We start from the raw sequence: 22,705 nt of genomic DNA, 5'->3' as shown, positions 1-22,705 counted from the left end.
ATGGAAAAGGAATTTTTAAATCATCGATTGAACCTTAATAGAAGGCATTTTCTTTCCAAATTAAGTTTAGGGTTAGGGAGTGCTGCTTTAGGTTCGCTTTTAATTCCTGATTTGTTTAATGGAGCAAACTTAGGAGGGGCAGATGGGAAAGATTTGGGATTGCCTCATTTTGCACCAAAGGCAAAACGGGTGATCTATTTGTTTCAAAATGGAGCCCCTTCCCAATTGGAATCTTTCGATTTCAAACCTAAACTACGTGATTTGTGGGGGCAGGAGTTGCCTGAATCTATTCGGAAAGGGCAAAGGCTTACGGGCATGACGGCCAGTCAAACTAGCTTTCCTATGGTGGGGTCTTTTTGTGATTTTCAGCAATATGGAGAAGCCAGGGCATGGGTTAGCTCTCTTTTTCCTCATACGGCGAAGATCGTCGATGATATATGTATTGTCAAATCCATGCATACGGAGGCCATAAATCATGATCCAGCGCTCACTTTTTTTCAAACGGGTGCACAACAAGGCAATCGGCCTAGCATGGGTTCCTGGTTGAGTTACGGCCTTGGAAGTGAAAACAATAATTTACCCGCCTTTACTGTGTTGCTTTCCAAAGGAAAAGGAAATGGCCAAGGTGTCTATGCCAAGCTATGGAGCAATGGTTTTTTACCTTCTGCCCATCAGGGGGTTCAGTTTAGCAATGGCGAAGACCCAGTGCTTTACTTAAACGACCAGGAAGGGATGAGTAAGGCTGGAAGAAGGAAAATGCTAGACAATTTAGCCGCCTTAAATCAGCATGCCTTTGAAAAAGTGGGAGATCCTGAGATTCAAGCAAAGGTGGCGCAATATGAACTCGCCTACAGGATGCAGACTGCGGTGCCAGAGGCTACTGATTTGTCGAAAGAGCCCGAAAGCGTTTTTGAAATGTATGGTGAAGACAGCAGGAAGCCTGGAACCTTTGCGGCAAATTGCCTACTGGCCCGAAAACTTTCAGAATCTGGGGTAAGGTTTGTTCAGCTGTACCATCAAGGGTGGGATCATCATGGTAACCTACCTAATCAAATGGCCGAACAGGCAAAAGATGTAGATCAAGCTTCTGCGGCATTGATAAAAGATTTGAAACAACGTGGGCTTTTGGATGAAACTCTGGTCATTTGGGGCGGGGAATTTGGCAGGACAAATTATTCCCAGGGGAAATTGACAGAAGATAACTATGGCCGAGATCACCATCCCAGATGTTTCAGCATTTGGATGGCTGGTGGAGGGATAAAACCTGGTATGGTTTATGGCGCTACGGATGAATTGGGGTATAATATCACAGAAAACCCGGTTCATGTGCATGATTTTCAGGCCACCGTATTGCATCAACTAGGTTTGGATCATGAGCAATTGATCTATAGGCATTTGGGACGAAAATTTAGGCTTACAGATGTTTCCGGTCGGGTAATAAAGGATTTATTGGTTTAAAAAAAAACGAATTTAAACCCACTTTGATGAAACTTGATTTTCTGATTTTTGTTATTAATTGAGATTTTTGGATTTAGTTTTCACGACAGTCCATAGGAATTTTTAAATTCAATTGACGTATTGATTAGGAGCGATTTTTAATAGACCACAATTTAAATGGCTTCCAACTTAAACTATACAACCAACATAAATGAAAAATTTAATATTTAAGAACGGAGACAAAATGCCGTCACTTGGGCTCGGAACATGGAAGTCAAAGTCGAATGAAGTTTATGAAGCTGTGCTTCACGCCATAGAAGTGGGATATAGACACATTGATTGTGCATATGTCTACAAGAATGAAAATGAAATAGGAAATGCCATAAATTATGCCATCTCCAATGGCTTAGTAAAGCGGGAGGATTTATGGATTACTTCTAAGCTATGGAATGATTCCCATTTGCCAAATGACGTGCTTCCAGCGATAAAGAAAAGTTTGAGTGATTTACAATTGGATTATCTCGATCTTTATTTGGTTCATTGGCCTATAGCCTTAAAAAAAGGTGTAGGCTTACCTTTCGAAGCCACTGACTTTTTGACCAAAGAACAGGCACCTTTGAGTGCCACTTGGGCAGAAATGGAGAAGATTCAAAAAAATGGACTTTCGCGACAAATTGGCGTTTCTAATTTTAATTCAGCCAAAATTGAAAGCCTTAAGGCAAATGCTTCACAAATGCCGACGGTAAACCAAATTGAGTTTCACCCTTACTTACCACAAGTGAAGCTAAAGGAGTATTGTGATAAAAATGACATTCTTATTACTGGATATGGGCCCTTAGGAGCAGCATATAGGGTTGCTGACAATGAAGTTGACCATCCCATATTGCTTGAGAACAAGGATTTAATAAATATAGCAAAGAAAAATTCCGCATCGGTAGCGCAAGTGGTACTTGCCTGGGCCATTGAAAAAGGAGTGGCTGTAGTGCCTAAATCCGTGAATTTTCAACGAATAGAAGAGAACTTCGCAGCAAGTCAATTGAGTCTTGATGAGGAGGATATGTCTAAAATAGATAATCTGGGAGGACCTTATCGATATACCCATGGCGGTGCCTGGGTTGGAGGCTTTAGCCCATATGATTTTTCTGATATTTGGGAAGAATTTCTTTAAGCTTTAAAAAAAAACAACTAAGAATTTAAACTATGAAATACATAACATTCAAAAATCAAGATAAAATGCCTATGCTGGGTTTGGGAACCTGGAAGTCCGGTCCAGGTGAAGTTTATCAGGCAGTACTTTGGGCACTTGAAGCAGGTTACAGACATATAGATTGTGCAGCAATTTATCAAAATGAGAAAGAAGTCGGTGATGCCCTAATGAAAGCTTTTAAAGATGGAATCGTCACTAGAGAGGATGTTTGGGTAACTTCTAAGTTATGGAACAATGCCCATGAAATGGATAAAGTGGAAGGTGGTATTCAAAAATCATTGGCTGATCTTCAATTGGACTATCTTGATCTTTACTTAATACATTGGCCAATAGCTTTAAAAGAAGCGGTGATTTTTCCTAAAAGTGGAGATGATTTCCTTGATTATAAAACAGTTCCACTATCGGACACATGGAAAGGAATGGAGGCCTTAAAGGAGAAAGGGCTTACGAAGCATATAGGCGTTTCCAATTTCAATATATCAAAACTGAAAGAGATAATGGGTGCTTGTGTTGTCGCTCCGGAAATGAATCAAATTGAATTACACCCTTATTTACCCCAAGATGGATTGGTGGGTTTTTGTAAGGAGAATGGGATCAATATAACGGCTTATTCTCCGCTGGGATCTGCTGATAGACCTAAAGCCAGGAAGAAAGATGGTGATCCAATATTAATGGAGCACAAGGTTTTTAAAGACATTGCTCAGAAATACGGGGTCTCAGTGGCACAGGTTTTGATTGCATGGTCGCTAAACAGAGACATTGCTGTTATCCCTAAATCAGCCAACAAGGACAGGTTAAAAGCAAACTTTAATGCCAAAGATATTGAATTGAGTGCTGATGACCTTAAATCTATTGGCGGTATCAATGGTCATCACAGGTATATTGATGGTACCTTTTTTACAGAAGTGCCTGGAAGTCCTTTCAGTCAATCAGATCTTTGGGAGGGTAAATGAATAAAGCTTAGTAAAGGTCCATTGTTAAGATGGATCTTTGCTAGTTCCTTTATTCTCTTGAACCAGGAATAGCATTTCGATAAAATAATCGTGTAATAATCAGTACTTAATAAAAAATAATAACATTAATTTTTACTTAAGACTAAAATTTTATCTAAAAACTCTGTTTAAATAAAAAATTAGCAATAATTTCGTGCGGTGTTAGCATGTTCGATGACTTGTTAAATTGCTTGTATTTAAGTTTCAATTACAATTGATTGCTTTAAATTTTACATGTTGAATTTTGAATAAGGGGGACTTTCCTATTAATATATTTATTTTTAAATTTAATGCGTGTATCTTTAGTTTATCCGATTGAGTAGGACGATTGACTAAAACTTTAATATGAATGTTTAAATTGATTTAATAGAACATTGTTTTTATACCCAAACCAATAAATTTTAACATACTTCACATTTTGAATGTAGGTATTAATATTTTAGAATTATAACAACCATGAAATCAGCACATATTTTATTGGTAGAGGACAATGAAGGTGACATTTTTTTGACCATGGAAGCCTTAAAAGAAAGCGAGAATAAAAGTAAAGTCAGCATTGCTCGTGACGGGCAAGAAGCGCTGGATTTTATTTTTAAAATAAATGGCTTTGAAGAACAAGCTACTCCAGATTTAATTATTTTGGATGTAAACCTTCCCAGGAAAAGTGGACATGAAGTTTTAATTGAGCTAAAAAACCATGATTGCTATAAGCAAATCCCTGTAATTATCCTATCTACTTCCAGCGCTAAGAAAGACATTGATTTATCTTATCAGAATTTCGCAAATTGCTACATTACCAAGCCTGTTGAGGTAACGGATTTCATGAAGGCTATTTCCTCCCTACAAAAATTTTGGTTAGAAACGGCTACACTTCCGGTCAATTGATCTAAAAAGTTTGCTGTAAAGTAAAACTGGTTCATATAACAAGCTAGCGTTTGATGATACTATAGTATTCTAATGGCGATTATTTTGGCTTGGCTCGTATAGCCCTAATCGAAAAGGTCAATGGTGTCTCTAATGTTTCCAATCCATTCCTACTATTAGCTCCCTAATTATTTGGGTCTAGCGTAAAATTTCGACTCCTCGCTTTGTTAAATGGCTTGGGTTAGGTATCTTCTGTCATTTAAATAAAGATACAGATGATTACCAACTCTCTAATGCCTTTTGATAGAATTAGCTATTTATTCATTTTTACAATTATAACCACACTTGCAGGATGTACAGCTAATTCGGAGAATAAAGAAAGGGAAAAAAATCCCCATCAGCCCAATATTGTAATCATTTTCACTGACGATCAGGGATACGCGGACCTTGGGGTTTTTGGAGCGGAAAATATAGCCACACCCAATCTAGATAAAATGGCGGCAGATGGAGTTCAGTTCACCAATTTTCATGTAGCCAATGCGGTTTGTTCTGCTTCCAGAGCCTCCCTTCTTACAGGATGTTATTCGAATCGACTGGGGATTTTTGGCGCACTTTCGCATAGAAGCAAGCATGGCTTATCTCCCGATGAGATGACTATTGCTGAGGTTCTAAAACCTAAAGGTTATGCTACAGGCATTGTCGGTAAATGGCACTTGGGACACCTTGAGCCTTTTCTTCCTACCCAACAAGGATTTGATGAATTCTTTGGTTTGCCCTATTCCAATGATATGTGGCCATATCATCCAGAAAGGCCAGATGCATATCCACCGCTTCCACTATATCAAAATGAAACCATTATCGATACATTGACGGATCAAAGTCTATTGACCACCTGGTATACGGAGAAAGCAGTGGATTTTATTGACAGAAATAGCGAAAAGCCATTTTTCCTTTACCTGGCCCACAGTATGCCTCATGTTCCTCTTTTTGTTTCTGATAAGTTTAAAGGAAAATCTAAAGCTGGCCTATATGGAGATGTAATTATGGAGATAGACTGGTCAGTAGGTCAGGTAATGGAAGCCTTAAGGAAAAATGGTTTGGAAGAAAACACCTTGGTTATTTTCACGTCTGATAATGGACCATGGCTTTCTTATGGCACGCATAGTGGAAGTACTGGCATTTTCAGAGAAGGTAAGGGTACTTCATGGGAGGGAGGTATTCGGGTACCAGCCATTATGCAATGGAAAGGGAATATTCCGAAGGGAAAAATTCAAGACAAGATGGCAATGACGATAGATTTATTGCCTACCATAGCCCATATTACAGATGCATCACTGCCCCAGAAATTAATTGATGGAAAGAATATTTGGCCATTGATAAAAATGGAAAAAGAGGCAAAATCACCTCAGGAGGCATATTTTATTTATTACAATCAAAATGAACTACAAGCTGTTATTTCAGGCAAATGGAAGTTGTACCTTCCTCACAGGTATCGCTCCCTCCCAGAAAACTTTGTAGCACCGTCAAATGGTATTCCGGGCAAATACGAGATGTTGGATTTGAAAGAGATGGAACTATATGACCTTGAGAAGGACCCTTCTGAGTCCAGAAATGTAATTGCGGAATATCCTGAAATAATGAATAAAATGAATGCATTGGCAAATAATGCTAGAAATGACATGGGGGATGCCCTTCAAGGAATAGAGGGGCAAAATGTTCGTTTACCTAAGGAGGTTTCACTAGCTCAATAGCAAATGCTCAGTTGATCAGTGGGAAATTTGATGCTATCAAAAGCATTGTGTTCGAAGGTTGAGCCTTATCAGAAGGTTTTTTTTAGGCATAGACCTTGCGGTCTTCAATTTGTAATTTCAGTTTAAAAATTAAATGAAGGTTTTATGAATGCAAAGGTGGAGTACAGTCTGTTTGATGATGTAAGTAAAGTTGTTGATGATGCAGCCAGCCATATGGATATTCATCCGGGCTTATTGGAGCAAATAAAGCTATGCAATAGTATTTATAAATTTAGTTTTCCCCTAAAAAATGGGGATGGAACTTACGCCGTATTGCAAGGGTATAGGGTCCAACACTCCCATCATAAATTACCAGTAAAAGGAGGAATAAGGTACAGTAGCTTCGTCAATGAGGAAGAAGTAAAAGGGTTGGCAGCATTGATGACCTATAAATGTGCCTTGGTCAATATACCTTATGGAGGGGCTAAAGGAGGAGTTGCCATTGATCCCAATAAGTATACAGTGGATCAATTGGAGAAAATCACAAGAAGGTATACTTCTGAGTTGATCAAAAAGAAATTTATAGGGCCGGCAATAGATGTACCAGCACCAGATTATGGTACCAGTAGTAGAGAGATGGCTTGGATTGTAGATACTTTCGAGGCTTTCAATCCAGATGTTATAAATGCCAAAGGCTGTGTTACAGGCAAGCCACTTTCCCAGCATGGTATAGAAGGTAGAACGGAAGCTACGGGAATGGGTGTTTTTATAGGGATTCGTGAAGCTGTGAGTGTTAAAGAGGATATGAATACCTTGGGACTAAAGGTAGGGTTGAAAGGTAAGAAAATCATTCTGCAGGGCTTGGGGAATGTAGGGTTTTATTCAGCAAAGTATTTGTCTGAAGCAGGTGCTAAGATTATTGGTATCGCTGAATACAATGGTGGTATTTGGGATGAAAATGGTATTGATATAGAGCGAATTAAAGCCTACCAGGTTGAAAATAAAACCTTCAAAGGATATGGAAGGGGGGATTTTATTGAGGATGGTTATTCTTTGTTAACCAAGCCTTGTGATATTCTGGTCCCTGCTGCCCTTGAAAATCAAATCACAGTGAAAAATGCACATGACATAAAGGCCAAAATTATCGGTGAAGCCGCCAATGGGCCTGTGACACAAGAGGCCAATGCCATCCTTTTGGAGAAGGGAATTATGATAATTCCAGACATGTATTTGAATGCTGGAGGGGTGACAGTTTCCTACTTTGAGTGGTTGAAAAATCTTTCCAGGGTTTCTTTTGGGAAATTGGAGAAGCGGTACGACATGAAAAAGTACGAAGAGCTTCTGCTGGGAATAGAGAAAGCAACAGGTGATTCCTTTAGTGAAGAACAAAAAAGAATCATAATAAAAGGGGCAAGTGAAAGAGATCTTGTTAATTCAGGACTGGAAGAAACGATGGTAACAGCTTACCACCATATGAACGGTGTTCGAAAAGAGAAAGGAATAAAAGATTTAAGAACAGCTGGATTTATTGTGGCTCTGGAACGGATAGCGATATCCTATACGGATCTGGGTATTTTTCCATAAAACCAATTTTGTGAAATTGATTTTCAAAAGTGAGGTGACTATTTCAAACAAAAAAATAGCCACGGAATTGGGTCCGTGGCTATTTTTTTACTGCTTTTAGAGACTTCTTGGCATGGGATTTATTGATTCGCCCCCCTCTTTACTTCTCTGTTTTCAATAGATTTAATACCTCTTTTAGCTTTTCTGTATCGTCTTTATAGGAGCTTAAATCAAAAATCTCTACGCTTTTAAAATCGATAGGGTGACTTTCACTTTGAAGGGAAATATATCCTGTTGAAATCAATTGACCATCCTTTTTGACATCCGGATTATGATTGCTCACATTACCACCTCCCATTTGAGGTTTGTAATAGGTAAGCACAGTGTCTCTTTCAATGATATGATGAATGATGGAGTCTCCCAAAACAAGAAAATCAGCGGTTACCCATTGTTCACCATGATAAGTTTTGGAGGTGGAACTGACGCAATGAGGAGTAAACAGTTCTCCGTCCATTACCACGTTTGTACCCGGAGTACAAAGGTTGCTGGTTGTTCTAGGGTTTTCCCCATCTCCTCCCAAAAGCTGACCTTCTATGGAAATAGGGAAATCCTGGTCCTTGGTCATTGTTTCCGGATCTTGGCCATGTAACATCACTCCGGAGTTCCTTAATGCCCAACCTTCACCGCCCGGCGCTTGGTCTCCTACGAACCTGTATTGTACCCGGTACAAATAATAAGAAAAGGGTTCATCGAAGAAGATATGTCCATACTGTCGATCAAAATCTTCATAGCCGTCATACCTTACTTTAAGTAATCCATCTTCTACCCTAAAAGTATTGGCATAATTTTCATCTAGGTCATGTTTGGCGATTTTGATGCGCCAATTGTTCATGTCCTTCCCATTAAATAGGGTGCGCCATCCATCTTCTATATTAATGCTTTCGCTTTTGTTTGAAGAGGTGCAAGAGATCAAAAGCGTACAAATGAATATAAGTATTGAATATTTTTTCAGGAAGTATATTTTAAACATGTTAATGGGTTTAAGAGGTTTATTATCAGTTTGGTTTTAATTGCATTTTTAACACTTTTGCCTGGTTATTACCTTTAGGCAATGAAGCTGGATTGACCAAAGCATAAAAGGATTGATCGTCAGCTGAAAAGCTTAGCAAAAAGAGTAAATTCAACGGTAATTCTACTGGTTTGGACCAACCTGTTTCATTATTATAGATTTTCAGTTGTTTACCAGGAACGGTGTTTGCCTGAGCGGTTTCTTTTGTCAGTCCGTCTATATAGACGACAGCAAATCCATTTTTTAAAGCGATAAGGTTGGTGATTTCACCTTCTACGATTACCGATCCATCGTTCCCAAGGGGTAATTTCTGACCTTTAATTTGAATAAATCCCTTTGAATCTAAAGGGATACTATTTATCCATTCTCCATTTTTCTCCAGGTCGTATGCACTTATTAGTGGCTCCTTGTTGAAAGCGAAATAAAGTATATTATCTGATCTACTAATTAATGCTGTAGGGGGCTCAAAATGAAGGTTTTCCTGATACTGACTTTCTGGTGACAATTTAAGAAATGGGCTTGCCTGACCAGTGCTAGGATCTAATTTCTCTAATAAATAGTTGTTTTTGTAATAGCCAAGTTCATAAGGGCTTTTATTGTCTCTTCCTGTATGAAAAAGCAGTAACTCATTTTTATAAATTTCGATGGCATTTTGATTTCTCTTAAGGTCAAGAGAGCCATTTGGAAAAGGCATTCTTGTCTTTTTTAAGAGGTTCAGGTTTTCATCCAGCAATCCGATATCTTCTCGGATGGTCTTTGCAAGGATTGTTCCGCTGTCTGTTATTTTGAGACCATTGACATAAAACAACCCATTTTCACCCTCGGTAGGAATAGTGTTTCTCGCCAGAACATTGCCTAAGCTGTCAAATTTTAAGTATTCACCTGATTGATAATTGTAAATTAAACCTGTATTATTTGCGTAAGTCCCGGCATGTATGTCACCAGCAAAAGGAATGCTGAGCGTATCCAGAACTACTAAATCAAACTGCGCTGAATTATCACTCGAGAAGTTACAAGCTCCTGTCAATAGCGCAATAACAAAAATAGGAAATAAGTGATTCTTAACTTTCATCCCGAAATTTAACCGCATTTTCCAGCCTTTTCAAATTTTTTGCTTAAAGTAATTTTTGAAATTGACTGGAATTATAGACTTTTCCATTAACTTCAAATCAAAATATCTTAAGAAAGCCCATTCAAATACCCAACTGGGCTTTAATTCTCAGAGATATGTAAATTGACCAAATAATTAACAATAAGAATGAATAACCAAAGAAGACGATTTTTAAAATCGAGTGCCATGGGTGCTGCAGGTATTTCTTTAATACCTTCATTTGTCCTGGGAAATCAAACGGGACACATAGCACCAAGTGAAAAAGTGAATTTGGCCTGCTGTGGTATTGGTCACCGTGGAGGATCAATCACCAAATCATTACATGAAACAGGCCTTGCCAATATTGTAGCCCTTTGTGATGTAGACATGGGAGCTGAACATACCCTTGAGGTTATGGAGATGTTCCCAGATGTCCCTAGATTCAAGGATTTCAGGGAGATGTTTGATAAAATGGGTGCAGATATCGAAGCTGTTTCTGTAGGTACACCAGATTTCTCTCATTTTCCGATTACCATGCTGGCCATGTCCATGGGGATAAATGTATATGTTGAAAAACCTATGGCCAGAACATTTAATGAAGTGCAGTTGATGATGGACGGTGCAAAAAAGCACAAAGTCGTTACTCAGATGGGAAACCAAGGTCACTCAGAAGCCAATTATTTTCAGTTTAAAGCCTGGAAAGAAGCCGGAATAATAAAGGATGTTACCGCCATGACGGCCCACATGAATGGGCGTAGAAGGTGGCACGGGTGGGATCCTAAAATCAATTCCTTTCCAGCCGGGCAGCCAATGCCATCAACGATGGATTGGGACACCTGGTTAGGCACTTCTCATCACCATGATTTCCATGAAGACCTGGTTAATGGTCAGTGGAGATGTTGGTATGATTTCGGTATGGGAGCACTAGGGGATTGGGGTGCACATATTATGGATACGGCACATGAATTTTTGGAGTTGGGATTACCTGAGGAAATTGAACCATTGAAATTGAAAGATCACAATACCTTCTTTTTCCCAATGGAATCGACCCTGGCTTTTAAATTCCCCAAAAGAGGAAAGATGCCGCCAATGACCATTACCTGGTATGACGGTCAAAACAATATACCTCCTGTTCCTGCTGGTTATGGTGTTTCTGAGCTAGACCCAAATATTCCACCGCCAAGCAACGGTCAATTGCAGCCAGCGAAACTTAACCCTGGAAAGATTATTTATGGTGGCGATCTAACCTTTAAGGGTGGATCTCATGGAAGTACTCTTTCTATCATCCCTGAAGAGAAAGCCAAAGATATGGCTGGACAATTGCCGGTAGTACCTGAAAGTTCATCCAATCACTTTGCCAATTTCCTTAAAGCCTGTAAAGGAGAGGAAAAAACGAGATCATCTTTTGAAATTGCAGGGCCTTTGAGCCAGGTGTTTTCTTTAGGCGTTTTGTCACAGCGATTAGGAGCAAAATTGCAATTTGACAGAAAGACGAAGCAAATTACCAACCATGCATTGGCAAATGAATTGTTAGCAGGTGTTCCCCCAAGAAAGGGTTGGGAAGAGTTCTATAAAATGTAATTCAATCATCTCCTTCGGAGAAATTGTTTTATAAGAGTGGTAAAATCAAACTACTGGTTCGGGTAGGTAACAGGTTTTCCTGTGGCCCACCCGAATCAATTGGTTTATACCTAGATATATCGATTGCCCGATTACTTTTGCTATACACCTTAAGGGTGGATCATCCTGATTTTGAATCAAAAGATTAAAAGCCATAAACCCATCATGCTGAAATTATTTACCCAGTTTAAAAAGTTCTCTTTGTGCAAAACCGATAATCCAATAGGATTGGTTTTGTTGCTTATTATTTGTGTTTTGGTAGGTTTTTCTTTTAAGTCTTCACCAAAATCTGAACGACCAAATATAGTTATCATCTTTGCTGATGATATGGGGTATGGAGATATCAGCGCGCTAAATCCCTTGTCTAAAATAAATACCCCTGCTATCGATGATTTGGTAAAAAATGGGATTTCTTTTCAAAATGCCCACGCAAGTGCATCCGTTTGTACTCCTTCAAGATATGGCTTATTAACTGGGAGATATGCATTCAGAACACCTAAAGCATCCAGAGGAATAGGTGGGTTTACCCCTTCAGTTATTGAAAAGGACCGGGTTACCATTGCCGGAATTTTAAAAAAGGCAGGGTATACTACCGCTATTACAGGCAAATGGCATTTGGGTTTGGATTGGGCTACAAAGGATAATAAAGAAGCACAATTAAACCCCACCACAGGTTATTCTAATGTGGACTATACATTACCCGTTAAGTCAGGACCTAACGATTTTGGTTTTGACTATTCTTTTATTCATCCAGCATCTCTGGACATCCCTCCTTATTTCTTTTTAGAAAATGGAAAAGTAGTCGATCAAGATGTGGTATTGACCACAGATGTTTACCCCATAAGGAAGGAAAATACAAAATTCTCCTGGGACAAAAAGCACAGTGATGACAAAGCCGTTTATTGGGAAAAAGGCGTATGGTGGCGATTGGGTGAAATGTCGGCTTCATTTAGAGTTGAAGAATGTCTGGAGACAATCGTAAATCAAGGAGAGAAGTTTATTGACCAGCAATCCGCAGACAAACCGTTCTTTTTGTACATGCCACTTACAGGACCACATACACCCTGGTTGCCTTCTGAAGAAAATAAAGGAAAATCAGGGGCTGGATTGTATGGCGATTTTGTAATGGACATTGATCAGGTGGTTGCCAGAATTAAATCGAAATTGGAAGCTGAAGGCCTACTTGAGAATACACTTATCATTTTTAGTAGTGACAATGGGGCCTACTGGCCAGCCGAAGAAATTCTTTTACACGGGCATGATTCAAATATAGGCAGCAGAGGACAAAAAGGGGATGTTTGGAATGGTGGTCATAGGGTTCCACTAATTTTTGCATGGCCTGATGGCATTAAAAAAAACAATACCTATGAAGGCCTGGTAAGTCTAACGGATATCTATGCAACAGTGGCAGCAATGACTGGGGTGGAAATACCTGTAGGAGAGGCCATCGATAGTAAGGCATTTGTCCCTGTTTTATCGGGCGACATGTCTATTCAAACCAGAAATAATATGGTGCATCAGTCCTCAGGAGGAATGTATGCCATTACATCAGGTGCCTGGAAATACATTGATGGGTTGGGATCCGGAGGTTTTACCTTTCCTGCTATGTTGACTCCCGAAGACAATGGGCCAAAAGGTCAATTGTACCAGTTAAGTGAGGATCCGTTGGAAAGTGAAAACTTATTTGCTGGATTTCCTGATAAGATCGATTCCATGAAGCAACAACTGGAAAAAATAAAGAGTACTGAGAAGTAGGGACTTATAACAGTAGAAGTCCAAATTGTGAAATACCGATTTTTGCCCTTTTTCAGGAGCAGTATAACCCTGATTTACCAATTGGGTTTATAGTAGGCTAATCTGATGCTTTTCAGGAAGTGAATTAACAGCGAATAGAATTTACAATACCTGTTTCAGGTTTAATTGGCTTTTTGCTCAAATACAAAGACTCCCTTTTTATTGGCTACAATGATATCCATCAACCCATTTCCATAAAAGTCTTCGACAATTACCTGAACCCCTACCCCTGAATCGGTATCAATTATATGCTTGGTCCAACTTGGTGATTCCCCAGGTTCATATTCAAACCAGGCAAGTTGAGGAGGCTCTTTTCCCCCAAGATCTTTACCCATGTGGGCAAAATAACGTTTGCCTGTTACCAGGTCTTTATTTCCATCTCTATTGATGTCTACCAATTCCATGCCGTGGGTTTGGGAAAAACTAGTGTCAATAAGATGGGTTTCCCAAGCTCCAGTAGGCTGTTGCTCATGCCACCAAATACCCAGTTTGTGTGCAGATGAAGAAATCACTTCCGGTCTATCATCCCCATTCAATTCCTGAACATACATTTGGGCCGCTTCTTCACCTAAAGCAGCAGGATGAAATTTCCATGGACCTTCCATAGGGTTGGCCGGCGATTCCCACCAACCTTCTTTAATGATGAGATCTGCCTTTCCATCCCTATTGAGGTCACCCATACCTAAGCCATGAGAATAACGGGCAGTACCAGGACTTTCTTTTTCACTAATGGTAAATTTCTCCCAGGCTAAATTATTGGGGTTTGAAGGTGCCTTGTACCAGACCATTTCACCTGTTTCAGGGATGCTTCCTACCAAATCTATCCTGTCATCTTTGTCGATATCAAAAAAGCCAGCAGACTCATTCCCTAAGGCTGGACAAATGGTATGGACTTCCCAGAGACCAGATTCATTTTTTGGATTTTCAAACCACAGCACCGCTTCCCCCGGAAACCCGATCCTTACAAAATCTACCCAACCGTCCATGTTTACATCCATTCCGTGGCTTATAAATGCATTGCTGTAGCCTTTGTCGTATTCAAACATCTTTGGCTCCTCCAATTCGCGGGGTTTCCAAGCCGGTGCTTCAAACCAATAGGCCCCTGCCATTACATCCATTAAACCATCCTGATTTACATCTCCTATAGCCGCTCCTTCGGCAAGAAATTGAGTCGTGAGCACATGTTTTTTGAAGGTTATCTTAGAGGACTGTGCATAGCTAAAGGTGATACAAGTGCAAAAAACCATTAGCAAGAAGGGGCGAAGTAAATAGGTCGTTTTTGACATTTTAGCGAAGACTTAGTAAATAGGTCATTAAACCGTTGAACTGAGATTGATTGAGAACCCTGCCAAAATGGTCAGGCATTAAGGTCATATTTGAAGGAGTTTGCGCATCGATGTCTTTTTTAGCGATGGTGAATTCCTTACCTGATTGGTCTGCCATAACCAAAACCTGCCCATCTTCTCTTCTGAACAAACCAGATTTTGTTTGGCCATTGTTTAGTTTGATTGTGTAGGTTCGGAAGTTCTCTGAGATATTTCTATTGGGATCCAATACCTTTGTTGCAAGGGCATTGAGCCCCCAATTGCCAACGCCATCCAGTTGTGGCCCAATCATTCCTCCATCTTCTCCAATCCTGTGGCACATTCCGCAGTTTTGTTCAAATAGTGTTTTCCCAGCACCTAGTTGCGAAGAGTCGTTTTGATAACCTTCTGTTCTTTGCACAATCAGTGCTTGTTTTTCATCACTTATTGGCGGTAAATTTTCCGTTAGTTCGGTGAAAGTTGATCTTTGCTTTTCACTGGCTCCTGAAAGGAATCTTTCTTCCACTCTATTCGCTTTTAATATTCTGGCAGGCGCATGTCCATCCTTAATCAAGGTGATAAGCCTGTTTTTACCTTGGGTGCTGGTAGCCAGTTGGGCAGAAATGGTTTCCTGCAATTCCCTCGGAGTATCTTTTATGTTGTTTGCAAGGGTGTTCATGGATTGATCCGAGCCTGTTTTGGCCATGGCTTCCACTATTTTCTGTCGGAAAGTTATGGTACTCTCTGGATCTTTCAACCATTTCTCCAGATAACTAATTTCTGTTTTAGGAGCAATTTCAATCAAGGCATTGGCCGCATCTATTCTCAGTTCCTCTTGTTCCTGATTATCCTTTACCAATTCTCTTAGTTGAGGGATGTTTTTATTTATTTTCAACAAGCCCGAAAGCTGGATTGCATATTTAATTCCCTCTAAATGCTGATCCGTTTTGTCGGTGCCTTTATTAGGAAGGCCCTGTAGAATTTCACTACTTAAAGCCAGGTTCCAGGATTTAAGCGTAGGAGGTAAATCTACTCCTTGCTGTGTTACACCGCTATTCAAGGCCATGGCTTTTTTAAAATCAGGAATTTCTGGTTTAGTGTCCTTTGCAAGCGAAACTATTGCTGGCATTCTCGAAGCGGGAAGGTCTCGTGCAATTGAAGTTAAATAGGCCAGAAATTTCTCTTCCGGCACTTCGTTTTTTTGTAAGTATTGAACCAAAAATTCACCTGCTGTTAAAGACCGAGTGTCAGAAAACACCAAAGCTATTACTTCTTTGTCTCCTGCTGCCCAGTCCTTAGAGGCTATTTCTGTTGCTATTTCAGGATTTTGTGCATGTTGAAACAATGCGAATTTTAAAGCATACATTAAATGGCTGTCTTCTTCATCTGTTTCCTGTATTGCTTTCAAGATTGGGGAAACCATCGTTGGACTTTGATTTCTTATTAATGTTTCAGCGGCTACTCTCCTTACGTGGGCACGCTCATCCGTTAATCCATTTTTTACCCATTTCAGTTTTTGGATGTCAAAATTCCGGTATTCTCCCAGGATTCTCTGGGCGTGCACGCGCACAAGAACATCGGCATCTGAAAGTGCCTTTTCAAGGAAGTTGTCTTTCAATGCCTCAAGCCTAAACAAAGCCCATAGGGCCTGAATCTTCTGGATATTGGATGTTTTTTCATCTGCAGCTAGTTTTTCTAATGAAGAAATTGCTGAATCTTCAAAGCGATCCACCAATTCATCTGTTGCCATCAATCTGGTATGTAGAACTGGGTCGTTTAATTTTTCAATAAGGGCTTCAAGATTAACGGTTGACCAATTTGTTGGCGTTTTTTCTTGCCCCTTATAAGTGATTTTCCAAATTCTTCCACTGTTTCTGTCGCGCTCAGGATGATCAAGAGGAACTTCGTAATGGCCTATAATACTGTTGTAAAAATCCGCAATGTACATGGCACCATCAGGGCCTATCTTTATGTCTACAGGTCTGAACCAAGGGTCTTTGCTAACCAAAAAATCAGCTTTTCTGCTAGCTTTGGGCGTTGACCCATTGAATGAAATGGTACTTCTACTGATCCTACAAGTCACCACATCTCCAGAATAAAAGCTGTTTTGATATTCCTCAGGAAACTGATTGTCTGTATAGTAAACAAGTCCCGCCAAGGCGGTGGAATTCAGCCCATAGTCCATCATGGTAGGGGCGTGCCCCATGTTTGGCTCCATTTTTCCCCATTGGGTGTAATTGCCATTTCGTATGATTTGGTAAATAGGCAAAGTATGGCAATCTGCAGAATAGTGGTAGCCCCATTTGTCAAGATCCGATCCGAAGGGATTAATCCTTCCGTCACTTGTCTTCTCAGCATGTTGTCCATCTAAAGAAAAGCGGAAGGTATTACCTGAGGTCATTTTTATCGAATCGCCATCCGATCCGGCTACAGTGGAAACATTGCTAAACCCATGGGATGCATGTATCCAGCCATCCATTCCTCTGAAGAGGTTGTTGACCATGCCATGGGTGTCTTTGGTTTCAAAAGGTCCTAGTATCACCTCTCTTTTGTCTGCTATATCATCCCCATTGGTGTCATAAAACCGATAAAGATTGGGGATGCTGAAACCTATGGCGCCCCCTTTGACTGGTTGGATGCCAATGGGGATATTTAAATCGTTGGCAAAATCTATGATTTTATCTGCTTTTCCATCCTTGTTTGTGTCTTCCAAAATACTTATTCGATCGCTGCCATTACCCGGCCCGGCTTTTATAGGGTATTCAGAAGATTGCGTAACCCATAACCTACCTTTTTCATCAAAAGCAATATTGATTGGTTTGGTGATGTCGGGTTCCGAGGCAAAGAGCGTGATTTCAAAGCCAGGAGGAAGGACGAAATCATTTTTCTCTTCTTCAGGGCTTTGATAAGAAGTAGTTCTAACGTGTTCGGCGTAAATAGGATCTGGTTCCTCTTCTATATAGGCATCCCATGGGTCTTTTTGGGTATCAGTAAGGTCACTTTGTTGCTTTCCGCTTTCGCAAGCAAATACAAAAGGTACAATCAGGCCAATGATTAGTTGTCGGGTTTTCATTAATCGGTCGAAAATATTGAATAAACAATCTTGTTAACTTAAGATTTATTCCCTAAAAAATCAATGAAAAATTGCTTTCATTATATGAAAGGTAAAATTTTTATCTAAAATTTTACTGTATAGAAAAAATATAAGTTAGTATTGTGCCTTTTTACCGTAGAAAGAATTTTGTCTGCCCTTGGTATAAGTTTAACCCGAAATATGCAATAGATAATCCATTACCTACTGAAATCGCTTCAAGATCAGCCACTGTTGCTATTTTCAATTTTAACTGACGGTAGACAGGTTCACCATAGTGGTGCAATGCTTAAAATCTCCAAAAAACCTGATTTTCTTGCGATTTCAACACTTTCCTTAAACAGGGGAAATTCTATTTCATAATCAGGGTGAAAATCATTTGCGGAAAAATTCATGCCTAAGAGACAGGTGCAAATTTCACAATTCTTTCTGGTTGCTCAACGTTTTTTTGATTAATGCAATGAGCTTAAATTTTTATTCCAATCAGTAAACCACTCCTAGAGATAACAAGGGCTTGCTCCCAAAGCAAAGATGTACCAGTTATTGTTTACTATTCGTTTTTGTCTTTCATGGTTTTTAATAAACCTAAGCCAGAACTGAAAAAAATAAAACCTAAAACAAGGCATACAGCGGTGATTTTCCAGTCTCCATTTTCAGGCACTAAAAATAAATAAGCCCCATAAATAAGTCCTCCTAATCCTAAAATAGAAAGAAATGGTCCAAAAATCTTTTTAAAGTTCATAGCGGTTTTTATTTGGCTTCGACTCAAAAACATTGCCAAATTCAAATGCAGCTGTTAACTGAAGCATTTCAATAGATTGGATACTTTTATATACATCAAAAAAAAGCACCTTTCGTAAAGTCGAAAGATGCTTTTTTATTTTGATTAAAAATCTGTATCCGGTTTTTCCAGTTTTAACCTTTCTATCCAAATGTTGCGGAATAGTACTTCATGCCCTTCGGCTTGAAGCTTGATTCCTCCGGGGCGATTGGTAATGCCTTCACCACCTTCTCTTCCTCCATCGAGTCCGGAATTTGGTCCTCCCCAAACTTTTTGAATGGGTACATTTTCATGAATTTTTTCACCATTGAAATAAATGGTTGTCATTGCTTTTTCACTCAATTTACCATTTTCATCAAACCTTGCCGCCCTGAATTTAATGTCATAGGCATTCCATTTGCCTACACCATTGTATACTTCATAGGGAGCTGCTTTTTCATTGATGATAGCTGCCATTCCATGCGTGGTGCTGTCACCATCAAGGATTTGAATTTCGTATCGGTTTTGCAAGTATACCCCACTGTTACCTCCTTCATTTTTAATAAGGAATTCAACATGAAGTCTAAAATCTGTGTATTTTTTCTTCGTGACAATATCTGCAGCGCCATACTTACCACCTGCTCCTGCAGGATCGTTGGCACTGACAGCTTCTCCTTTGTCTACAGGATCAGGAACAATCTCCCATTTAATTGGAAGTTGCGCCGCTATTCTTGGCCCTTCCCAGTACGTCCAATTTTTATGTAGGGCACGTTTTTTACCATTAAACAATTGGTCCGCATCTTTGGGCGCTTCTGTTCCTACACCAACTTGCGCCAGTAATGGGAGCTGAAACAAAACGCTCAAAAGTAATGGGGCAAGAAATTTTTTCATACTGGCTAAGTTCATAATCTCATGTTGAAAATTTGGTGAGAAAAGGTAGATGAAAGAACAATTCCTTCAGTGATTATTGGTGGACGTCTCTCAACAAGTCATTGATGGTTTTGACAGGATTGAAAGTAATCAAAGGAACCACTACGAAGATTGAGTTCCAGTTGGCCATTGAACCGTTCCAAAGCCCTGGAAGTTCCTGCGCTTTTAAATCCCTGCCACTTTTCGATTTTTGTGTGATGAATCCAGTTTTAGGATCACGGTATTCCATAAGGTTAAAAGCCTTTCCTTTATAATCCCTTATACCACAAACCAAATCCGTAGGATTAAAATGTGTGGAGGATTTGAAATGTGCCTCTTGTGCTTTGTCTTCAAGGTTTAGTTGAGCAGTTTCTCCAATCTGAAGGGATAAACTTCCGTCCGAATCTTTAACCCAGAAAGGACCTCCTCCTGGCTCGCCAGTGTTTTCTACCATACCACAAACTCTAATGGGCCGGTTTAGCTTTTGTCTTAGCCAGGATGCCTTTTCATCAAGGCTTTTAGAAGCATAGGAGGGAGCTAATTTTCCTCCGATCACTTTAGTATATACTTCCTCTGCTTGACTAACTGAATCTTCTGTGATTTTATTGTCCAATTGTTTGAGTGCTGCAAAGGTTTTGTCTTGAGCATCTATAAGTAATCCTCCAATGGCCTGCTTATATGTAGTAGTTGTATCCTTTAAACGATCTGGAACCACATTGTCAATATTTTTGATAAATACCAGGTCAGCTTCGATCTCATTTAGGTTCTCCAGCAATGCTCCGTGTCCAGCAGGTCGAAACAAAAGTTCCCCGTTGTCTTCAACAAAAGGTTTGTTATCAAGATCTACAGCTATGGTGTCTGTAGATTTTTTTTGTTGTGAAAAGCTTATTTCGAATTTCACTCCAAACTCTTTCTCCATTTTGGGCTGAACTTCAGCCACCTTTTCTTCAAACTTTTTTTGGTGCTCAGGCGAAACTGTAAAATGAAGCCTTACTGTATTGTTTTTACCAAGGCCATATTGGGCCCCCTCTACAAAATGTTCTTCAACTGGAGTCCTGCTTTCTTTTGCATATTGATGGAACTTTAACAATCCCTTTGGGAGGCTTCCATAAGAAAGGTGCTCGTCTTCTAAAAGGTGTTGTACAATAAGGTCATATTTTTTGTCTTCTATGGCTTTTGAAATACTTGTACCAGCTTTTTTTAAGCTATTGTCCAGGTCCTCATAGAAGGCAAAAGATTTAATTTCAGAGATAAAAGTTTTGGCAAAATCATCGTTTTCTAAATCATTGTCTCCTTTTTCTAAAAAGCTAAAAAGGTTTTTAAACATTCTACTTGCAGCACCGCTTGCAGGTACAAACTTCACGATAATTTTATCTTTCGCCTTGGCAGTATAATCTTGTATTGCTTTTTGAAGTTCAGCATCATTTAATTCAAGGATACCATCTCCGATTTTGGCAGCATAATCGATAGCTAAAAAAGGAAAACCTTCCTCGAAGTTTTTAATTTGTTCTTCGACTACAGCCAATGGCATGCCTTGGGCTTCAATTTTATTTTTGAGTTCGTTAGATAACATGGTTTGTAAATGTGGTTACTGATCTTTTTAGATGCTCCAATATAATAATTCATTTTATGAAAGCACTATTTATCATCGGGAAAATCCCATGATATTCTGCAGGATGAAAATCAATTTGCCAACTGTAGTAGACCCTTCATAATGGCTTGTGTATTGCTTGGGTAATTAAAAAGACCATAGCAGAAAAGCGCCATGGCTTTTAACATTCAAATTTTACCTGTGTTGTTTTAGATCCTATATAAGAAAGCAGAAGATTTCACTGCTATTAACAAGGTGCTTTTTAAGAACCAAATCCCCAGGCCAGTCCCATATGAATGTCTCCACTTTTACTATTGCCCTCCATTAATCCGGTTATCACTGAATGGCTACCAATAAAAAAGCCTCCATATTGGATGCCCAATCCTCCTGTAAAGTTTGAAATTTGGTGTTGCATCCATGGAGAATACACTTCAAATTTGCCCAATACTAGTCTAGGAGTGATAACAATTAAATCGGGAGCACTTAGGTGGTTGTTATCACTTTCATTATGGATTCTCTTTTGGGCATACAAGGAAACTTGAAAAGTTTTAACTGGACTAAACTCCAAATAAGTAGCAATCGTTTTTGGCAAGCTAATGCGTAGATCTGAATTTGTATTATTGATTGTAAAATAGCCAGAATCTACAAGTTGCTGTTCTATTTCATTGACATCACCTTCTAAATTGTCCACTCTAAAGTACTCGTTTTCCGGTACATTGACAGTATAGTTTTTATAGACCTGGTGGGATCCCATGCCCATATTCCCCAGGTTTTTCACAGATAGGCCTGCATTTAAAAAGGGTTTATTGTCCCTTTTAATCATATAATTAACGCCTAGATCTACACCAAGCCCTCCAGGAATAAAATCTCTCCACAAATCATCAAAGTCATTATCATTGGCACTGTCCCAGCGTTCGTCGTAGGATAAGTTCAGGCTACCTTGAGCATTTGTAATAGAAGTTTCCTCCTGAGAAGTAATGATGGTTGCTTTGATCTGATCCATACCAAGATTTGCATAGGTTCCCGGAAAGAGCAATTTAATATTTGCACCTACAGATAAGGTATGGAAATCATTGTCTAATATTTTTGTTCCGGCCATGAACCCAAGTTCCATCCAACCAACAGCATTGACTCGCTGATTGTATGGGATATTTATTATCGATTGGTTGTCATCGGAAGAACTTTTTACAATTGAATTGCCTAGATCCGGATCAAAGTTTATAATGTCTACCTTTCCTTTAACCTGGGTAGTGAAACCAAATGACCAGTCTTTAAATCTTAGACCTACTGCAGGCCCCATTACAGATACATCTGTTCTAAGGTTTACCGGTTTGTCCACATCCTCAAAAATATTTTCCCAAAGGTCCGGGTCATCCAAAATATTCTGTACAGTGAGTGCATTATTGTCTACGGCAAGATTTAGTGAAAACAACGAAACTTCTACCTTTTTGGTTAGATTGTTGATTTCGGCAGGATTCATCATGGCATTGATCATGCCTTTCCTCTGGCTATTCTGAATGCCGTAAAAATTTTGTTGGGCGATAGATAACCCACTGCTAACTAGAATTAAAAATGAAATCAATAGTGCCTTTTTCATGATTTTTGGTTTAAAAGATTTATAAAAAAAAATACCCCTAAAAATAAATAAATTATATTTATTTCCCTCTTTTTGATTACAGACTGT

16 protein-coding genes are annotated in these 22,705 nt (G+C 39.3%); 8 read left to right on the top strand and 8 right to left on the bottom strand.

Features of this window, described 5'->3' with window-relative positions; all coding sequences use genetic code 11:
• From AC0L7T_RS18935 to AC0L7T_RS18910, 6 genes are all read left to right on the top strand, one after another.
• Complete coding sequence (locus AC0L7T_RS18935; protein WP_473337544.1) at positions 1-1,458, top strand: DUF1501 domain-containing protein; 1,458 nt, start codon at positions 1-3, stop codon at positions 1,456-1,458.
• A 190-nt stretch (positions 1,459-1,648) separates the two neighbouring features.
• Positions 1,649-2,605 (top strand): aldo/keto reductase, encoded by a 957-nt coding sequence (locus AC0L7T_RS18930; RefSeq protein ID WP_473337540.1) that lies wholly within the window; start codon positions 1,649-1,651, stop codon positions 2,603-2,605.
• A gap of 32 nt (positions 2,606-2,637) precedes the next feature.
• Positions 2,638-3,597, top strand: coding sequence for an aldo/keto reductase (locus AC0L7T_RS18925; protein WP_473337538.1), 960 nt, complete (start codon positions 2,638-2,640; stop codon positions 3,595-3,597).
• Positions 3,598-4,092: 495 nt separating this feature from the next.
• The gene (locus tag AC0L7T_RS18920) at positions 4,093-4,521 is read left to right on the top strand and encodes a response regulator (RefSeq protein ID WP_473337537.1); all 429 of its coding nucleotides are present in this window, start codon (positions 4,093-4,095) and stop codon (positions 4,519-4,521) included.
• 254 nt (positions 4,522-4,775) lie between these two features.
• On the top strand, positions 4,776-6,251 hold the full coding sequence (locus AC0L7T_RS18915) for a sulfatase family protein (RefSeq protein WP_473337535.1): 1,476 nt from the start codon (positions 4,776-4,778) through the stop codon (positions 6,249-6,251).
• A gap of 144 nt (positions 6,252-6,395) precedes the next feature.
• On the top strand, positions 6,396-7,814 hold the full coding sequence (locus AC0L7T_RS18910) for a Glu/Leu/Phe/Val family dehydrogenase (protein ID WP_473337533.1): 1,419 nt from the start codon (positions 6,396-6,398) through the stop codon (positions 7,812-7,814).
• Positions 7,815-7,953: 139 nt separating this feature from the next.
• On the opposite strand, the gene AC0L7T_RS18905 is transcribed toward AC0L7T_RS18910, so the two are convergent.
• Together AC0L7T_RS18905 and AC0L7T_RS18900 are read right to left on the bottom strand one after the other, a co-directional pair.
• Complete coding sequence (locus AC0L7T_RS18905) at positions 7,954-8,823, bottom strand: 3-keto-disaccharide hydrolase (RefSeq protein ID WP_473337532.1); 870 nt, start codon at positions 8,821-8,823, stop codon at positions 7,954-7,956.
• A 25-nt stretch (positions 8,824-8,848) separates the two neighbouring features.
• Positions 8,849-9,934, bottom strand: a complete 1,086-nt coding sequence (locus AC0L7T_RS18900) for a hypothetical protein (RefSeq protein ID WP_473337530.1) — start codon at positions 9,932-9,934, stop codon at positions 8,849-8,851.
• A 186-nt stretch (positions 9,935-10,120) separates the two neighbouring features.
• Between AC0L7T_RS18900 and AC0L7T_RS18895 the strand changes: the two genes are divergently transcribed.
• On the top strand, positions 10,121-11,533 hold the full coding sequence (locus tag AC0L7T_RS18895) for a Gfo/Idh/MocA family protein (protein ID WP_473337528.1): 1,413 nt from the start codon (positions 10,121-10,123) through the stop codon (positions 11,531-11,533).
• A 204-nt stretch (positions 11,534-11,737) separates the two neighbouring features.
• Positions 11,738-13,327, top strand: coding sequence for a sulfatase family protein (locus AC0L7T_RS18890; protein ID WP_473337527.1), 1,590 nt, complete (start codon positions 11,738-11,740; stop codon positions 13,325-13,327).
• 161 nt (positions 13,328-13,488) lie between these two features.
• Here AC0L7T_RS18890 and AC0L7T_RS18885 read toward each other — a convergent pair whose 3' ends face one another.
• The 6 genes from AC0L7T_RS18885 to AC0L7T_RS18860 all read right to left on the bottom strand — a co-directional run bounded on the left by AC0L7T_RS18885 (position 13,489) and on the right by AC0L7T_RS18860 (position 22,618).
• The gene (locus tag AC0L7T_RS18885) at positions 13,489-14,652 is read right to left on the bottom strand and encodes an FG-GAP repeat domain-containing protein (protein ID WP_473337525.1); all 1,164 of its coding nucleotides are present in this window, start codon (positions 14,650-14,652) and stop codon (positions 13,489-13,491) included.
• 1 nt (position 14,653) lies between these two features.
• Positions 14,654-17,743, bottom strand: a complete 3,090-nt coding sequence (locus AC0L7T_RS18880) for a PVC-type heme-binding CxxCH protein (RefSeq protein ID WP_473337524.1) — start codon at positions 17,741-17,743, stop codon at positions 14,654-14,656.
• Between the two features lie 568 nt (positions 17,744-18,311).
• Positions 18,312-18,503 (bottom strand): hypothetical protein, encoded by a 192-nt coding sequence (locus tag AC0L7T_RS18875; RefSeq protein WP_473337522.1) that lies wholly within the window; start codon positions 18,501-18,503, stop codon positions 18,312-18,314.
• A 144-nt stretch (positions 18,504-18,647) separates the two neighbouring features.
• Complete coding sequence (locus tag AC0L7T_RS18870; protein WP_473337520.1) at positions 18,648-19,412, bottom strand: 3-keto-disaccharide hydrolase; 765 nt, start codon at positions 19,410-19,412, stop codon at positions 18,648-18,650.
• Between the two features lie 73 nt (positions 19,413-19,485).
• The gene (locus AC0L7T_RS18865; RefSeq protein WP_473337519.1) at positions 19,486-21,003 is read right to left on the bottom strand and encodes a DUF4301 family protein; all 1,518 of its coding nucleotides are present in this window, start codon (positions 21,001-21,003) and stop codon (positions 19,486-19,488) included.
• A 280-nt stretch (positions 21,004-21,283) separates the two neighbouring features.
• Positions 21,284-22,618 carry a DUF5723 family protein gene (locus AC0L7T_RS18860; protein ID WP_473337517.1) on the bottom strand — a complete coding sequence of 445 codons (1,335 nt, stop codon included), beginning with the start codon at positions 22,616-22,618 and terminating at the stop codon, positions 21,284-21,286.
• Positions 22,619-22,705 lie beyond the last annotated feature (87 nt).

The sequence above is a fragment of the Cyclobacterium sp. 10D3-21 genome (assembly GCF_055809755.1).
This window is presented reverse-complemented; position numbering and strand designations above follow the sequence as displayed.

What these genes read in the sequence shown, in the direction of transcription:
- AC0L7T_RS18935 (WP_473337544.1), top strand. Translation starts at nt 1, where the DNA reads ATGGAAAAGGAATTTTTAAATCATCGATTGAACCTTAATAGAAGGCAT.
- AC0L7T_RS18930 (WP_473337540.1), top strand. Translation starts at nt 1,649, where the DNA reads ATGAAAAATTTAATATTTAAGAACGGAGACAAAATGCCGTCACTTGGG.
- AC0L7T_RS18925 (WP_473337538.1), top strand. Translation starts at nt 2,638, where the DNA reads ATGAAATACATAACATTCAAAAATCAAGATAAAATGCCTATGCTGGGT.
- AC0L7T_RS18920 (WP_473337537.1), top strand. Translation starts at nt 4,093, where the DNA reads ATGAAATCAGCACATATTTTATTGGTAGAGGACAATGAAGGTGACATT.
- AC0L7T_RS18915 (WP_473337535.1), top strand. Translation starts at nt 4,776, where the DNA reads ATGATTACCAACTCTCTAATGCCTTTTGATAGAATTAGCTATTTATTC.
- AC0L7T_RS18910 (WP_473337533.1), top strand. Translation starts at nt 6,396, where the DNA reads ATGAATGCAAAGGTGGAGTACAGTCTGTTTGATGATGTAAGTAAAGTT.
- AC0L7T_RS18905 (WP_473337532.1), bottom strand. Translation starts at nt 8,823, where the DNA reads ATGTTTAAAATATACTTCCTGAAAAAATATTCAATACTTATATTCATT.
- AC0L7T_RS18900 (WP_473337530.1), bottom strand. Translation starts at nt 9,934, where the DNA reads ATGAAAGTTAAGAATCACTTATTTCCTATTTTTGTTATTGCGCTATTG.
- AC0L7T_RS18895 (WP_473337528.1), top strand. Translation starts at nt 10,121, where the DNA reads ATGAATAACCAAAGAAGACGATTTTTAAAATCGAGTGCCATGGGTGCT.
- AC0L7T_RS18890 (WP_473337527.1), top strand. Translation starts at nt 11,738, where the DNA reads ATGCTGAAATTATTTACCCAGTTTAAAAAGTTCTCTTTGTGCAAAACC.
- AC0L7T_RS18885 (WP_473337525.1), bottom strand. Translation starts at nt 14,652, where the DNA reads ATGTCAAAAACGACCTATTTACTTCGCCCCTTCTTGCTAATGGTTTTT.
- AC0L7T_RS18880 (WP_473337524.1), bottom strand. Translation starts at nt 17,743, where the DNA reads ATGAAAACCCGACAACTAATCATTGGCCTGATTGTACCTTTTGTATTT.
- AC0L7T_RS18875 (WP_473337522.1), bottom strand. Translation starts at nt 18,503, where the DNA reads ATGAACTTTAAAAAGATTTTTGGACCATTTCTTTCTATTTTAGGATTA.
- AC0L7T_RS18870 (WP_473337520.1), bottom strand. Translation starts at nt 19,412, where the DNA reads ATGAAAAAATTTCTTGCCCCATTACTTTTGAGCGTTTTGTTTCAGCTC.
- AC0L7T_RS18865 (WP_473337519.1), bottom strand. Translation starts at nt 21,003, where the DNA reads ATGTTATCTAACGAACTCAAAAATAAAATTGAAGCCCAAGGCATGCCA.
- AC0L7T_RS18860 (WP_473337517.1), bottom strand. Translation starts at nt 22,618, where the DNA reads ATGAAAAAGGCACTATTGATTTCATTTTTAATTCTAGTTAGCAGTGGG.